The sequence below is a fragment of the Seohaeicola sp. genome, assembly GCF_048006315.1.
GTDB lineage: Bacteria > Pseudomonadota > Alphaproteobacteria > Rhodobacterales > Rhodobacteraceae > Seohaeicola.
In genome coordinates, this window is sequence record NZ_CP180350.1 from 3,679,718 (window position 1) to 3,692,963 (window position 13,246).

A 13,246-nucleotide genomic window follows, 5' to 3' on the forward strand; every position below is an offset into this window, starting at 1 on the left:
CGCGCGGTTCGCCGGGCTGAGAGGGGCGGATGCCTCCGGCGGGGATATTTGCGGCAAGAAGAAGCAAGGCTTTCATATTCACGAAATCGGTTGCGTTGGCCGGGGGCGGGATTATCCTGCGCCTCGACAAGGGAGGACCGAAATGCGTGATTTCACACCAAGCCGCCGCGACATTCTGAAACTGGCCGCCATGGCCCCCGCCTTTGCGCTGCCCGCACTGGGACGCCCCGGGGCGGCGCTTGCGCAACTGGGCACCCCGGCCACGGACAATCCCGCGCATTTCCGCTTTACCCTGGGCGAGGCGAAGCTGACGATCCTGTCGGACGGGTATTTTTCCCTGCCGACCTCGGGGCTGGGCGTGAATGCCGACCCGGCCGAGGTGCGCGCCTTTCTGGAACAGCATTACCTGTCCCCCGACGAGGGGTATTCCCACACCAATCACCTGCTGATCGAGGCGGGCGATGCGGTGGTGCTGGTCGATGTCGGCTCGGGCAGCCGTTTCATGCCCACCACGGGGCGGCTGATGGCCAACCTCGAGGCGGCGGGCGTCGATCCGGCGAGCATCACCCATGTGGTGATCACCCATGCCCATCCCGATCACATCTGGGGTATCCGCGACGATTTTGACGAGCCGCTGTTTCCCGACGCAGAATACGTGATCGGGGCGACCGAGCATGCCCATTGGTTGCAGGACGACCTTGTGAACAAGGTGGCACCCGAGGATCAGCAATTCGTGCTGGGGGCGGTGAATTCGCTGACGCTGGACGGGGTTGACTGGCGGCTGGTGGCGGATGGCGAAGAGGTCGTGCCGGGCGTGCGCATGATCGCCACGCCGGGGCATACGCCGGGCCACATGAGCGTGATGCTGGACAGTGGCGGCAAGCAACTGATGGCGCTGGGCGATGCGATGAGCCATGCCTATACGAACTTTGCCCATCCCGAATGGTACAACGGCTTTGACGCCGACGGCGATCAGACCGTGGCCACGCGGATGCGCCTGCTGGACATGGCGGCGGTCGACCGGATCGCGGTGCTTGGCTATCATTTCCCCTTTCCGGGCGTGGGCCATGTGCTGCGCGAGGGCGAGAGCTGGCGGTTCCTGCCCGCGCTCTGGCAGTTCGAGGGGTAATCGGGCAGGGCGCGCTGTCGCAAACGGACCCTGTGCCGCCGCGTTGCCTCTGGCCAATGCGGGCGGGCTGCGCTATCTGGTGGGGCAACAGGAAAAGGATATCCCATGGCTGACAGCGCCCCTTTCGAGACACCCGGCCCGGTCGAGGAAAACTGGCGCGATGCGATCAGTTCCATCGAGGATATCATCGAGGATGCGCGCAACGGGCGCATGTTCATCCTGGTCGACCATGAGGATCGCGAGAACGAGGGCGATCTTGTGATCCCCGCGCAGATGGCCACGCCCGAGGCGGTCAACTTCATGGCCACCCATGGGCGCGGGCTGATCTGCCTGACGCTGACGGGCGCGCGCGTGGATGCGCTGGGCCTGCCGCTGATGGCCTCCTACAATTCGTCGCGGCACGAGACCGCCTTCACCGTGTCGATCGAGGCGCGTGAGGGCGTCAGCACCGGCATTTCCGCCCATGACCGCGCGCGCACGATCGCCGTGGCGATCGATGCAGGCAAGACGGCGGCCGATATCGCCACTCCGGGCCATGTCTTTCCGCTGCGCGCGCGCGATGGCGGCGTTCTGGTGCGCGCGGGCCATACCGAGGCGGCCGTCGATGTGGCCCGTCTGGCAGGGCTCAACCCGTCGGGCGTGATCTGCGAGATCATGAACGAGGACGGCTCGATGGCGCGGCTGCCCGATCTGGTGGGGTTCGCGCAGAAACACGGGCTAAAGATCGGCACGATTTCCGACCTGATCGCCTATCGCCGCCGTCATGACAACCTGGTCAAGGTTCGCTCCGAAGAGGTGATCCAGTCTGAATTCGGCGGCGACTGGACATTGCGGATCTACACCGACGAGACGCAGGGCGCCGAGCATATCGTGCTGATCAAGGGCGATATCAGCACTGACGCCCCCGTTCTGGTGCGGATGCATGCGCTTGACCCGCTCAAGGACATGGTGGGGGCAGGGCCCAGGGGGCGCGCCTTCGAGTTCACCAATTCGATGCAGACCATCGCCGCCGAGGGGCGCGGCGTGCTGGTGCTGCTGCGCGACACGCATATGAAGCTGGCCACCGGGGCAGAGGTCAGCCCGCAGACCCTGCGCCAATACGGGCTGGGTGCGCAGATCCTGTCCTCGCTTGGCCTGTCGAAACTGGTGCTTCTGACCAACTCGCCCACGCCCAAGATCGTGGGGCTTGAGGCTTACGGGCTGGAAATCATGGGCACGCGCAAGATCACGGAAGGGCACTGACATGGCCGGACACGAAACGCATTACACCTTGCCGCGCGCGGAATTCGACAAGCCCGTCAAGATCCTGATCGTCGTGGCCCCTTACTACAAGGATATCGCCGACAATCTGGTGGCCGGCGCCAAGGCCGAGATCGAGGCTGCAGGCGGCACATGGGATCTGGTCGAGGTGCCCGGCGCGCTGGAGATTCCCACCGCCATCGGCATCGCCGGACGGATGAGCAATTTCGACGGTTACGTGGCGCTGGGCTGCGTGATCCGGGGCGAGACCACGCATTACGACACGGTCTGCAATGACAGCAGCCGCGCGATCAGCCTGCTGGGCCTGCAGGGTCAGTGCATCGGCAACGGCATCCTGACGGTCGAGAACCGCCCGCAAGCCGAGGTGCGTGCCGATCCGGCGGGGCAGAACAAGGGCGGCGGGGCTGCTGCTGCGGCCTTGCATCTGGTGGCGCTGGCCCGTAAGTGGGGCACGGCCAGCAAGGGGGTGGGATTCAAGCCCGCCTCGGAAGAATACCGCCTGGCCGGAAGCACCAAAGGCACACCCTCTGCATGATTGACGATACCGCCAAGCCGCAAACCCTGTCCGGCAATGAAAAGCGCAAGATGCGCGCGGCTTCGCGGCTTTATGCCGTGCAGGCGCTGTTCCAGATGGAGCATTCGGGCCAGACCGCGGAACTGGTCCGCCGCGAATTCCTGGAACACCGCTTCGGCGCGACCTATGAGGGCGACGAGATGCGCGACGGCGATGTGGACCTGTTCCGCCACATCCTGGACGAGGCCGTGAACCGCCAGGCCAAGATCGACCAGATGACCGATCGCGCGCTGGTGGCGAAATGGCCGATCGCCCGGATCGACCCGGTCCTGCGGGCGCTGTTCCGTGCGGCCGGATCCGAACTGGTGCAGGACGACACGCCGCCCAAGGTCGTGATCACCGAATATGTCGATGTGGCGCGCGCCTTCTTTCCGGAAGGCAAGGAGCCGCAATTCGTCAACGCGGTGCTGGACCACATGGCGCGCGAGGCGCAGCCGCAGGCGTTCTGAGCCGCCACGCGATCCGCCCTGTTCCCGGCGCGTCCCATCGGTCATGATGGGGGCGGTCAACACCAGGAAAGGGCGCGCGGATGTGGGCGGATGACAGGCTACTGACACTTCTGGGCATGTCCCTGCCGATCCTGCAGGCCCCGATGGCCGGGGCAGGGGATCACCGGCTGGCCGTCGCCGTGGCCGAAGCCGGAGGCCTTGGGGCGCTGCCTTGCGCCATGCTGACGCCCGATCGCATCGCGGCCGAGGTCGCAGCCTTTCGCGCGCAATCCGACAAGCCGCTCAATCTCAATTTCTTCTGCCATGCCGCGCCCGATCCGGCCACGGCCGGTCTGGCCGCATGGCAGGCACGGCTTGCGCCCTATTACGGCGAGCTGGAGCTTGATCCCGCGACGCCCGCGCCCCGGTCGAACCGTGCGCCATTCGACGCCACCCTCTGCGCCCTGGTCGAGGATCTGCGCCCCGAGGTGGTCAGCTTTCATTTCGGCTTGCCCGCGCCCGATCTTCTGGATCGTGTGAAGGCGACAGGCGCGCGCGTGCTGTCATCTGCCACCACCGTGGCCGAGGCGGTGTGGCTGGACAGCCGGGGCTGCGACGCGATCATCGCACAGGGTGCCGAGGCAGGCGGGCATCGGGGGATGTTCCTGACCGGGGATGTCGCAACCCAGATCGGGACCCTGTCGCTGGTGCCGCAGATCGTGGATGCAGTGCGTTGCCCGGTGATCGCCGCAGGCGGAATCGCCGATGGGCGCGGGATCGCTGCCGCCTTCATGCTGGGGGCGGCGGCGGTGCAGGTCGGCACGGCCTATCTTTTCTGCCCCGAGGCGACGATCAGCACGCCGCACCGGCAGGCGCTGGCAGAGGGGCACGCGCGCGAGACGGCGCTGACCAATGTCTTCACAGGTCGCCCGGCGCGCGGCATGGTCAACCGCCTGATGCGCGACCAGGGGTTCATGTCGGATGCGGCCCCCGCCTTTCCATTGGCGGGCGGTGCGGTCGCGCCCTTGCGCGCGGCGACCGAGCCGCAGGGGTCGGGCGATTTCATGCCGCTGTGGTCCGGGCAATCGGCGGGGCTGTGCCGCGCCGCAACGGCGGCTGATCTGACCCGCAGACTGGCAGCCGATGCCAAGGCCGTTCTTGCGCGGTGATGCACCGGACGATCAGAGCGCGCTGACCTGCCCAACCGCAAGCACCGCCCCGGTGGGTGCGCCCGTGGGCGATCCGCCTGGCGGTTCGTCGCTGATGGCCAGCACCAGGTCCGCCAGACCTGCGCGCAGCGCTTCCGGCAGAATCACGGCGGTTGTCCCGGTTTCGGGAAGCACCCCCAGAGAGACGGGCGCGGCATCGCCGGCAATCGCCCAAAGTTGCAAGACGCGGCCTTCGGCGGCGCTGCCGGCGGTCCTTGTCAGGCGCAATTCAGCCGCTTGGGCGTCGTAGACGGCCAGAAGGCGCAGGCTTTGATCCTCTGCCGCGATCTCGCTGACGAACAGAGGTGTCGGCGCGACGGGCTGCGGCGGTTGCAGCGATTGCAGCGCAAGAAAGGCCGCCACGGCGACCGAGGCCAGGCTGACCGCCTGCCACAGCCCCACCCTCTGCCAGAAGGGCAGGCGTTGCGGCTGACCGAACAGCCGCCGTTCCAGCCCGGTCTTGACGGCGGGGCGGGGGGCGACCTCGGCCACATCCGCATCAAGACCTGACAGGCGCGTGGTCCAGGCGGTCACCTCGGCGGCCAGGGCAGGCTCTGTCGCCAGGCGGGCGCGAAACGCCGCATCCTCGACCGGGTCCAGCAGGCGCAGCACATATTCGGCGGCCAGCAGGCTGTCGTCCTGGGGGATATCGTCCGGTCCGGTGGTCATCTTGCCATGCACTCCTGCAGCCGCTGCAGGCTGCGCCGCAACCATGTTCGCATGGTGTTGAGCGGCATGCCAAAGCTTTCGGCCAGATCGGCATAGCTGCGGCCTTCAAGATAGGCACCGCGCACGGCGGCGCCGCGATCCTGTTCCAGCTCGTCAAGGCAGGCGGTGATCCGCCGCGCCTCGCCCGCGGCGACGGCGCTCTGTTCGGGGGTCGGGGCCGAGGACACCAGCCGGTCCGCCGCATCGTCGGCATCGACGGTTTCCCTTTTGCGGCGCAGGTGGTCGATGGCCGTATTCCGCGCGATCGTGATCATCCATGTCATCGGGCTTGCCCCATTCGCGCTGTAGCGGCTGGCATGTCGCCAGATTTTCATGAAGGCGTCCTGCAATGCGTCCTCTGCACTGGCCCTGTCTTTCAAGACACGCAGGATTATTCCGAAAAGTTTCGCGCTGGTGCGGTCATAGAGCCGCGAAAAGGCGGCGCGGTCGCCCAATGCGCTGCGCGCGATCAGATCTTCGATCTCGTCCGTCGTCGCCATCCTGACCGCTTTCCCGCCATATGTATCGTGTGCGATTCTATCGCGCACGTGAGGGATGGCAAGGCAATCCCCCACCAGCGCGGATTTATTTCGGGCCGAACCAAAGGCAAGCTTGCCTTTTCGGGGGGCATCGGTCGGCCTTTTGCGGTTTTTTTCCGGCGGGGAACGGCCTGTCGCGCATCGTTCAGCGCATGCCCCCTTGTGAGAGGCAGAATTCAGGTTACATTGGAAGGTAGCGGATCAGAGAGGACATCATGCCCAAGCTCATACGCCTTTACATCACCCAGGCCGCAATCGGCTTTGGCCTTGCCGGCGTTTTCGTGGCGATGCTTCTGTGGTTCAATATCGCAAACCTGTGGCATCTCGTGACCCATTCAGACATGGGCCTGTTGGCCGTTCTGGTGCTCTGGGTGTCGAATGGCGTCGTTTTTGGCGGTGTGCAGTTCGCCATTTCCGTGATGCGCATGAAGGATGACGACGACGATGAGCCGCGCGGCGGCCATCGCCGGCCGATCCGGGTCGATACATCGCGCATGATCCCGGTGCGCGTGGCGGCCAAGGGCGGACGCGGCCCGCGCCGCTGATCCTGACACGATCCAGATGATCGAAGGGGCCTGTGTGGCCCCTTTTTCCTTGCGCGAAAAGAATGGGTGAAAGTGGCGGGCCCGCAGCGACCGTGTGGTTGACGCATTCCCGAGAGCCTGTGTGTACAGGTGGGCGTCAGGTAATAAGACCAGGGTCAGATCAGAGCCAACTCCCTCGGAAGTGTTTAAGGCCACTGGAATGTAACCGTTCACGTGAAGAGCAGCACCCGCCGCAGCAACAGTTAGGCGCTCTGCGGGCCTACGGCAAGGGGTTGCAGATGTTCTTGTTCCGTTCGATACTGGTCGCATGAGCGAGATGATACAGCACGGACGGCTTCTGGCGCGCGGGGTGGCACGGCATCTGCTGGGTCATGACATCGTGACCCTGGAGGAATTCGTGCCCGCGCGCGGCTTGCGCGTGGACCTGATCGGCCTGACCCCAAAGGGGGAAATCTGGGTGATCGAATGCAAGTCATGCCGTGCCGATTTCATGCAGGACAGCAAATGGCAGGGCTATCTTGAGTGGTGCGACCGTTTCTTCTGGGCGGTGGATGCGGATTTTCCCGTTGATCTGCTTCCCGATGACAGCGGGTTGATCCTGTCCGATCCCTATGATGCCGAGATTGTCCGCATGGCGCCCGAGGTGCCGCTGGCGCCCGCGCGGCGGCGCAAGGTCACGCAGATGTTCGCCCGCCATGCGGCGCAGCGGTTGCACCAGTTGCGCGACCCCGATGCGCGGGCCGGATTTTCCGTCAGCCTTTGAGCTGTCAGCGTTTGAGCTGGCGGGCCGCGGCGACGGCGGCCAGGATTTCCTCGGCGATTTCCTCGGCTTCTTCGGGATCGAAATCCATCGGGACTTCGATGCCCTGCGATTCCACGAAGATCCGCACCATGCCCTGATCGGTCGGGCCGATCTGCAGGTTTGCCTCGATGTCGCGTTCGCTGTTGATGCCCATGGCGGTCTCTCCGGGTGTATGGGAAGTGGTGCTATCGGTTTAGATCTTGCTTGGCAAGCGCGCGCGGGGTCATATCAGGGCATGACCGATCCCGTGTTTCGCCCCTTCACCCCTGCGGATGCGGCCTGGCTGGCCGAGCGGCACGGCACGCTCTATGCCCAGTTCGAAGGCTTCGATGCGACCTTTGCGCCCCTGGTGGCAGGCATCCTTGCCGATTTCATCGCGGATCATGACCCGGCGCGGGAGGCGGGATGGATCGTCGAGGCCGATGGCCAGCCCGTCGGCAGCATCTTCTGCGTGCGGCTGGATGACGACACCGCAAAGCTGCGGCTGTTCCTGCTGGAGCCTGCCATGCGGGGGCAGGGCCTGGGCCAGCGGATGCTGGCGCATTGCATGGGCTTCGCGCGGGCGGTGGGCTATGCGCGGATGGAGTTGTGGACCCATGAAAGCCACAAGGCGGCCTGCGCGCTCTATGCGGCGAATGGCTGGCGCCTTGCCGCGTCGAAACCCGTGCATTCCTTTGGCGTCGATCTGGTCGAGCAAAGCTGGAAAATTGATCTCTGACGGGCTTGCATTCACCGGGCCATGGCGTTAAATCCGCCCCAGTGCCGCCTTAGCTCAGTTGGTTAGAGCGCTTGATTGTGGATCAAGAGGTCCCCCGTTCGAGCCGGGGAGGTGGTACCATCCTTCACCATATCACTGGTTTTGAACGGTAATTTCCTGCCGAAGGTCGCCCGTGTCGCGGTCGTAGATCAGGATGCGGTCATCGGTGGTGACCACCGCATACCAGCGGGCAGTTGCCGTGAACGCCTGGGCGCGGGTGCCATCGGGCAGGGTGATCGCCTCGGGCAAAGCCGGGGTTGCTGTCGGGAAACGGATGACAAGCAGGGTGATGATGGCTAGAAGCCCCGCAATCATCGTGCCGGTCAGGATCGTGACCAGCAGGCGCAGAAACCGCAGATTGCCCGGTTCGGGCAGAGGGGATTGATCGCTCATGGGCCAAGGCCACCTTTCTGTCCGGATCCAGGACGATCCGCCGCCCCGCCTTGATAAGGCGCTTTCGCGCGATGTGCCAGACGATGCGAACCTGTCGCGCACCCGGTTGGCGCGGTTGATCGCAGATGGCCAGGTGACGCTGAACGGGGCCGTTGTCACCGATCCCAAGACCCGCGTCGCGGCAGGCGACAGTATCGCCATCACGGTCCCCGAGGCCGAGGACAGCCATATCGGCCCCGAGGACATCGCCCTGACGGTGGTGTTCGAGGATGACGACCTGATCGTGATCGACAAGCCCGCAGGCATGGTGGTGCATCCCGCCCCCGGTTCGCCCTCGGGCACGCTGGTCAATGCGCTGCTGGCGCATTGCGGCGATGCGCTGTCCGGTGTCGGCGGCATGAAGCGCCCCGGCATCGTGCACCGGATCGACAAGGATACCTCGGGTCTGCTGGTCGTGGCGAAATCCGACCGGGCCCATCATGGTCTTGCCGTGCAATTCGAAAAACACACCGTCGAGCGGCAGTACAAGGCCGTGGTTTACGGCTTGCCCGATGCCAGTGATCCGCGCCTGCGCGGGGTCCGGGGCGTCAGCTTCGAGCCGGGAAACATCCTCAAGATCACCACGCAGCTGGCGCGGCACAAGACCGACCGGCAGCGCCAGGCGGTGCTGTTCCAGGGCGGGCGACATGCGGTCACGCGGGCCCGAGTCGTCGAGGGTTTCGGCGCGCCGGCGGTCGCCTGCCTGGTCGATTGCTGGCTGGAAACCGGGCGCACTCACCAGATCAGGGTGCATATGGCCCATGCCGGTCACGCGCTTGTGGGCGATCCGACCTATGGCGGACGGCGCAAACTGGCGCGCGGCGCGGTGTCCGTTGCAGCGGAAGAGGCCGTGCGCGACTTTCCACGCCAGGCCCTGCATGCGCAACTTCTTGGGTTCATTCATCCCGTGAGTGGTGAAATGTTGCGCTTTGAATCGGAAATGCCGCAAGATATGGTTGATCTGATCGCAGCCTTGCAGGGTTGATCCGGTGATTTCGGACCCGGTGCGCCGCGTCCATCCCCCTCGCGGGGCTACACGGCCGCGCACATCGGCGTGACAAACCATGTCAATGCCTGTCCGAAACGACGGGGGATCGGTTATGCTTCGTTAAAGATTTCGCATCACAAGCCTTGAAACGCGAAAGGCTGCTTCTTAAATGCGATGTTAAGCCCCTTAACTTAGAGGGGACCCCAAGTGAAAAGGGACGGAGTCAATGAGCAACTATGCAAATCTTCCGGCACCGACGCCCGAAGGCGGTCTGAACCGCTATATGCAGGAGATCCGCAAGTTCCCGCTGCTGGAACCGGAAGAAGAATACATGCTGGCCAAGCGCTGGGTCGAGGAACAGGACACCGAGGCGGCGCACAAGATGGTCACGAGCCACCTGCGTCTGGCCGCCAAGATCGCCATGGGCTATCGCGGCTATGGCCTGCCGCAGGCCGAGGTGATTTCCGAGGCGAACGTGGGCCTGATGCAGGCGGTCAAGCGGTTCGACCCTGAAAAGGGCTTCCGCCTTGCGACCTATGCGATGTGGTGGATCCGCGCCTCGATCCAGGAATATATCCTGCGCTCGTGGTCACTTGTGAAACTGGGCACGACATCGGCGCAGAAGAAACTGTTCTTCAACCTGCGCAAGGCCAAGGCCAAGATCGGTGCGCTTGAGGAGGGCGATCTGCGCCCCGAGAACGTCAAGCAGATCGCGACCGACCTGGGCGTGACCGAGGACGAGGTGATCAGCATGAACCGCCGCCTGTCGGGTGGCGATGCCTCGCTGAACGCCACGGTCGGATCCGAAGGCGAAGGATCCATGCAATGGCAGGACTGGCTTGAGGACGAGGATGCCGATCAGGCCACCGATTACGCCGAGCGTGACGAGATGGAAGCGCGGCGCGCCCTGCTGGCCCAGGCGATGGACGTGCTGAACGAACGCGAGCGCGATATCCTGACCCAACGGCGCCTGACCGATGAAACCGTGACACTGGAAGACCTGAGCGCGCAATATGACGTCAGCCGCGAACGGATCCGCCAGATCGAGGTGCGGGCCTTCGAGAAACTGCAGAAGCGGATGCGCGAACTGGCCGCCGCCAAGGGCATGCTGGAAAACGCCTGATCGCATCTGTGGCTTGAACTGAACGGCACCGGCCCGCTAGGCTGGTGCCGTTCTGCATTTGCGGGAAGGGTTGGCCATGGCCGGTGGATGGGCGCGCGACGGCGCGGTAAACGAACAGATCGAAGCCTCGATCCAGGACGAACTCGCGCGGTTGAAGGCCCGGCGTGGGCCGGTGGGGGACAGCCTGACCCATTGCGCCGATTGCGAGGAGCCGATCCCCGAGGCGCGGCGGCAGGCGATCCCCGGCGTGAAGCTGTGCATCGATTGCCAGACCGAGCGTCAAACCGCACAAGCCCAACGGGGCGGCATCAATCGGCGCGGGTCCAAGGACAGCCAGTTGAAGTAGGGGGGGCTTTGCCCCCCGTCCTGCGGACTCCCCCCAGGATATTTGCAGCAAGAAGAAGCGCGGTCAGTCCTGAAGTGACAGCCGCATGATATGCTGCGGCCCTGCAGTGCCATGCGGCCAGATCGCGCCGGTATCCTGGAAACCGCCCTTGCGGTAGCTGGCGATGGCGGCGGGGTTTTGCAGGTTCACCGTCAGCCAAAGACGGCGCGCCGTCGGGTAATGCGCGCGCAGGTAGCCGGGCAGGGCGCGCACCGCGGCGGTGCCGACCCCCTGACCCTGCCGTGCGGCATCCACGATCACCGCGCGCAGACCCAGATCGCCCGGTTCGGCAAAGCCATGGGTCATCGGATAGGTCCGGTCGATCTTGAAGAAACCGACCGGGGTGTCATCCATCAGCATGGCATGGAAATCGACGCCCACTTGCGGGCTGTCGAAGGCTTCGGCCACGGTGCCCGCGAAGCGCTGCTGGTCGGGATGCACCGCCAGATGCGCCACAAGGTCACGGTCCGAAAGAGCGAGGGGGATGAGCGTGACGCTCAATCCTCCATCGCCTCCAGCTCGTCGATCATGCCTGAAATCATCGACAGGCCCTTGTCCCAGAAGGCGGGATCGGTTGCATCCAGCCCGAAGGGGGCCAGCAAGGCCGAGTGGTGCTTGGACCCGCCCGCCTTGAGCATGTCGAAATACTTGTCCTGGAAGCCGTCGGGGTTTTCCTCATAGACGGCGTAGAGCGCGTTCACGAGGCCGTCGCCGAAGGCATAGGCATAGACATAGAAGGGCGAGTGGACGAAATGGGGGATATAGGCCCAGAAGGTCTCGTAGCCCTCCATGAAATCGAACGCGGGCCCGAGGCTTTCGGCCTGCACGCTCATCCACAGGTCGTTGATGTCATCGGGGGTCAGCTCGCCCCCACGGCGCGCCGCGTGCAGCTTGCATTCGAAATCGTAAAAGGCGATCTGGCGCACGACCGTGTTGATCATGTCCTCGACCTTGCCGGCCAGAAGGGTCTTGCGTTCGGCCTGCGTCCTGGCCCCTTCCAGCATCTTGCGGAAGGTCAGCATCTCGCCAAAAACGGATGCGGTTTCGGCTAGGGTCAGCGGGGTCGATGACAGCATCTCGCCCTGACCCGCCGCCAGCACCTGGTGCACGCCGTGGCCCAATTCATGGGCCAGCGTCATCACATCGCGCGGTTTGCCCAGGTAGTTGAGCATGACGTAGGGATGCACCTCGGTCACGGTGGGATGGGCGAAGGCGCCGGGGGCCTTGCCTGGCTTCACGCCCGCGTCGATCCAGCCCTTGTCGAAGAAGGGCGCGGCGATATCGGCCATGCGCTGATCAAAGCCTGCATAGGCGTCCATCACCATGCCGCGCACGGTCGGCCAGTCCACCGTCTTGATCTCTTCCACGGGAAGGGGGGCGTTGCGGTCCCAGACCTGCATCCGGTCCAGACCCAGCCATTTGCGCTTGAGCTCGTAGTAGCGATGGCTGAGGCGCGGATAGGCCGCGACCACGGCATTGCGCAACGCCTCGACCACCTCGGGTTCGACGTCGTTGGACAGGTGCCGCCCGGTCTGGGGCGTGGGCATGCCGCGCCAGCGATCGACGATTTCCTTTTCCTTGGCCTGGGTGTTGTGCACGCGGGCGAAGGTCTTGATGTTCATGCCGAAAACGCGCGCCAGTTCCTGCGCGGCCGCTTCGCGTTTCGCGCGGTCGTGATCGGTCAGCAGGTTCAGCGTGCCTTCGATGTTCAAGGGCTCGCCATCCACCTCGAAGCCCAGCCCCGCGATGGTTTCATCGAACAGCCGTTCCCAGGCATCGCCCACGACGCCCAGATCGTGCAGGAATTTTTCCAGCTCGTCCGACAGCTGGTAGGGTTTCATCGCGCGGACGCGGTCGAACACGGGTTTGTAACGCGCCAGTTCGGCATTTGCAGCGAACAGGGCCGCGACATGATCATCCTCAAGCCGGTTCAGTTCCAGTGAGAAAAACACCAGCGGCGTGGTGAAATTGGTGATCTTTTCCTGGCAATCCGACATGAACTTGGCGCGGGTCGCGTCGATGGTCATCTGGTAATAGCGCAGGCCCGCAAAGGACATGATCCGTCCGGCCACGGCGGTGATGCGTTCGTTGCGCAGCACGCAGTCCAGCATCCCCTTGGCGTCCAGCGTGGCCAGCTTGCCCTCGTAATCGGCGGCGAAACTGGCGCAGGCCTGTTCCAGCCAGTCCAGATCGCGTTTCAGCTCGGGCGCGTCCTCGGAGGTGTAGAGATCCGACAGGTCCCATTCCGGCAGATCGCCCAGATCCTTGCTGCCACGGCGGGCATTGGCGTCCCAGATCGGGCCAGAGACGGGAAAGGAAAGCTGGAACATGGGATCACCTGTCTTGTTGCGTTGCATCAGACATAGGG

17 protein-coding genes and 1 tRNA gene are annotated in these 13,246 nt (G+C 64.6%); 12 read left to right on the forward strand and 6 right to left on the reverse strand.

Annotation, left to right across the window (positions count from 1 at the left end; translation table 11 throughout):
- Positions 1–142: 142 nt before the first annotated feature.
- The 5 genes from ACMUJL_RS18210 (at position 143) to ACMUJL_RS18230 (ending at position 4,560) form a co-directional block, all read left to right on the forward strand.
- Positions 143–1,129, forward strand: coding sequence for an MBL fold metallo-hydrolase (locus ACMUJL_RS18210; protein ID WP_375571923.1), 987 nt, complete (start codon positions 143–145; stop codon positions 1,127–1,129).
- Positions 1,130–1,234: 105 nt separating this feature from the next.
- A complete protein-coding gene (gene ribB, locus ACMUJL_RS18215; protein WP_375571921.1) occupies positions 1,235–2,371 on the forward strand; it encodes a 3,4-dihydroxy-2-butanone-4-phosphate synthase in 1,137 nt (378 codons plus the stop codon).
- A gap of 1 nt (position 2,372) precedes the next feature.
- A complete protein-coding gene (locus tag ACMUJL_RS18220; RefSeq protein WP_068286922.1) occupies positions 2,373–2,924 on the forward strand; it encodes a 6,7-dimethyl-8-ribityllumazine synthase in 552 nt (183 codons plus the stop codon).
- Complete coding sequence (nusB, locus tag ACMUJL_RS18225; protein ID WP_375571919.1) at positions 2,921–3,412, forward strand: transcription antitermination factor NusB; 492 nt, start codon at positions 2,921–2,923, stop codon at positions 3,410–3,412. The genes ACMUJL_RS18220 and nusB overlap by 4 nt, the downstream gene beginning before the upstream one ends.
- An 80-nt stretch (positions 3,413–3,492) precedes the next feature.
- On the forward strand, positions 3,493–4,560 hold the full coding sequence (locus ACMUJL_RS18230) for an NAD(P)H-dependent flavin oxidoreductase (RefSeq protein WP_375571917.1): 1,068 nt from the start codon (positions 3,493–3,495) through the stop codon (positions 4,558–4,560).
- Between the two features lie 12 nt (positions 4,561–4,572).
- Here the strand turns inward: ACMUJL_RS18230 and ACMUJL_RS18235 are convergent, their stop codons facing one another.
- Both ACMUJL_RS18235 and ACMUJL_RS18240 read right to left on the reverse strand, forming a co-directional pair.
- A complete protein-coding gene (locus ACMUJL_RS18235; protein ID WP_375571915.1) occupies positions 4,573–5,268 on the reverse strand; it encodes an anti-sigma factor in 696 nt (231 codons plus the stop codon).
- Positions 5,265–5,807, reverse strand: a complete 543-nt coding sequence (locus ACMUJL_RS18240; RefSeq protein WP_375571913.1) for a sigma-70 family RNA polymerase sigma factor — start codon at positions 5,805–5,807, stop codon at positions 5,265–5,267. The genes ACMUJL_RS18235 and ACMUJL_RS18240 overlap by 4 nt, the downstream gene beginning before the upstream one ends.
- A 254-nt stretch (positions 5,808–6,061) precedes the next feature.
- Between ACMUJL_RS18240 and ACMUJL_RS18245 the strand changes: the two genes are divergently transcribed.
- A complete protein-coding gene (locus ACMUJL_RS18245) occupies positions 6,062–6,391 on the forward strand; it encodes a hypothetical protein (RefSeq protein ID WP_068286912.1) in 330 nt (109 codons plus the stop codon).
- A 307-nt stretch (positions 6,392–6,698) separates the two neighbouring features.
- A complete protein-coding gene (locus ACMUJL_RS18250) occupies positions 6,699–7,154 on the forward strand; it encodes an MmcB family DNA repair protein (protein ID WP_375571911.1) in 456 nt (151 codons plus the stop codon).
- Positions 7,155–7,158: 4 nt separating this feature from the next.
- Here ACMUJL_RS18250 and ACMUJL_RS18255 read toward each other — a convergent pair whose 3' ends face one another.
- Positions 7,159–7,347 (reverse strand): DUF6324 family protein, encoded by a 189-nt coding sequence (locus ACMUJL_RS18255; protein WP_068286906.1) that lies wholly within the window; start codon positions 7,345–7,347, stop codon positions 7,159–7,161.
- Between the two features lie 81 nt (positions 7,348–7,428).
- On the opposite strand from ACMUJL_RS18255, the gene ACMUJL_RS18260 reads away from it, so the two are divergent.
- Both ACMUJL_RS18260 and ACMUJL_RS18265 read left to right on the forward strand, forming a co-directional pair.
- Entirely contained in the window at positions 7,429–7,911 is a 483-nt protein-coding gene (locus ACMUJL_RS18260) for a GNAT family N-acetyltransferase (protein ID WP_375571909.1), read from the forward strand.
- Positions 7,912–7,954: 43 nt separating this feature from the next.
- Positions 7,955–8,031 (forward strand) — tRNA-His (locus ACMUJL_RS18265).
- A 12-nt stretch (positions 8,032–8,043) separates the two neighbouring features.
- Here the strand turns inward: ACMUJL_RS18265 and ACMUJL_RS18270 are convergent.
- The gene (locus tag ACMUJL_RS18270) at positions 8,044–8,343 is read right to left on the reverse strand and encodes a DUF6476 family protein (protein WP_068286901.1); all 300 of its coding nucleotides are present in this window, start codon (positions 8,341–8,343) and stop codon (positions 8,044–8,046) included.
- Here ACMUJL_RS18270 and ACMUJL_RS18275 point away from each other — a divergent pair.
- The 3 genes from ACMUJL_RS18275 to ACMUJL_RS18285 all read left to right on the forward strand — a co-directional run bounded on the left by ACMUJL_RS18275 (position 8,342) and on the right by ACMUJL_RS18285 (position 10,839).
- Positions 8,342–9,367, forward strand: a complete 1,026-nt coding sequence (locus ACMUJL_RS18275) for an RluA family pseudouridine synthase (RefSeq protein WP_068286899.1) — start codon at positions 8,342–8,344, stop codon at positions 9,365–9,367. The two genes, ACMUJL_RS18270 and ACMUJL_RS18275, sit on opposite strands and share 2 nt — an antisense overlap.
- A 229-nt stretch (positions 9,368–9,596) precedes the next feature.
- On the forward strand, positions 9,597–10,493 hold the full coding sequence (rpoH, locus tag ACMUJL_RS18280; RefSeq protein ID WP_375571906.1) for an RNA polymerase sigma factor RpoH: 897 nt from the start codon (positions 9,597–9,599) through the stop codon (positions 10,491–10,493).
- Between the two features lie 76 nt (positions 10,494–10,569).
- On the forward strand, positions 10,570–10,839 hold the full coding sequence (locus ACMUJL_RS18285) for a DksA/TraR family C4-type zinc finger protein (protein WP_068286895.1): 270 nt from the start codon (positions 10,570–10,572) through the stop codon (positions 10,837–10,839).
- Between the two features lie 63 nt (positions 10,840–10,902).
- Here the strand turns inward: ACMUJL_RS18285 and ACMUJL_RS18290 are convergent, their stop codons facing one another.
- Positions 10,903–11,379, reverse strand: coding sequence for a GNAT family N-acetyltransferase (locus ACMUJL_RS18290; RefSeq protein WP_375571904.1), 477 nt, complete (start codon positions 11,377–11,379; stop codon positions 10,903–10,905).
- Positions 11,376–13,208, reverse strand: a complete 1,833-nt coding sequence (locus ACMUJL_RS18295) for a M3 family oligoendopeptidase (RefSeq protein WP_375573835.1) — start codon at positions 13,206–13,208, stop codon at positions 11,376–11,378. Before ACMUJL_RS18295 ends, ACMUJL_RS18290 begins: the two co-directional genes overlap by 4 nt.
- Between the last annotated feature and the right edge of the window lie 38 nt (positions 13,209–13,246).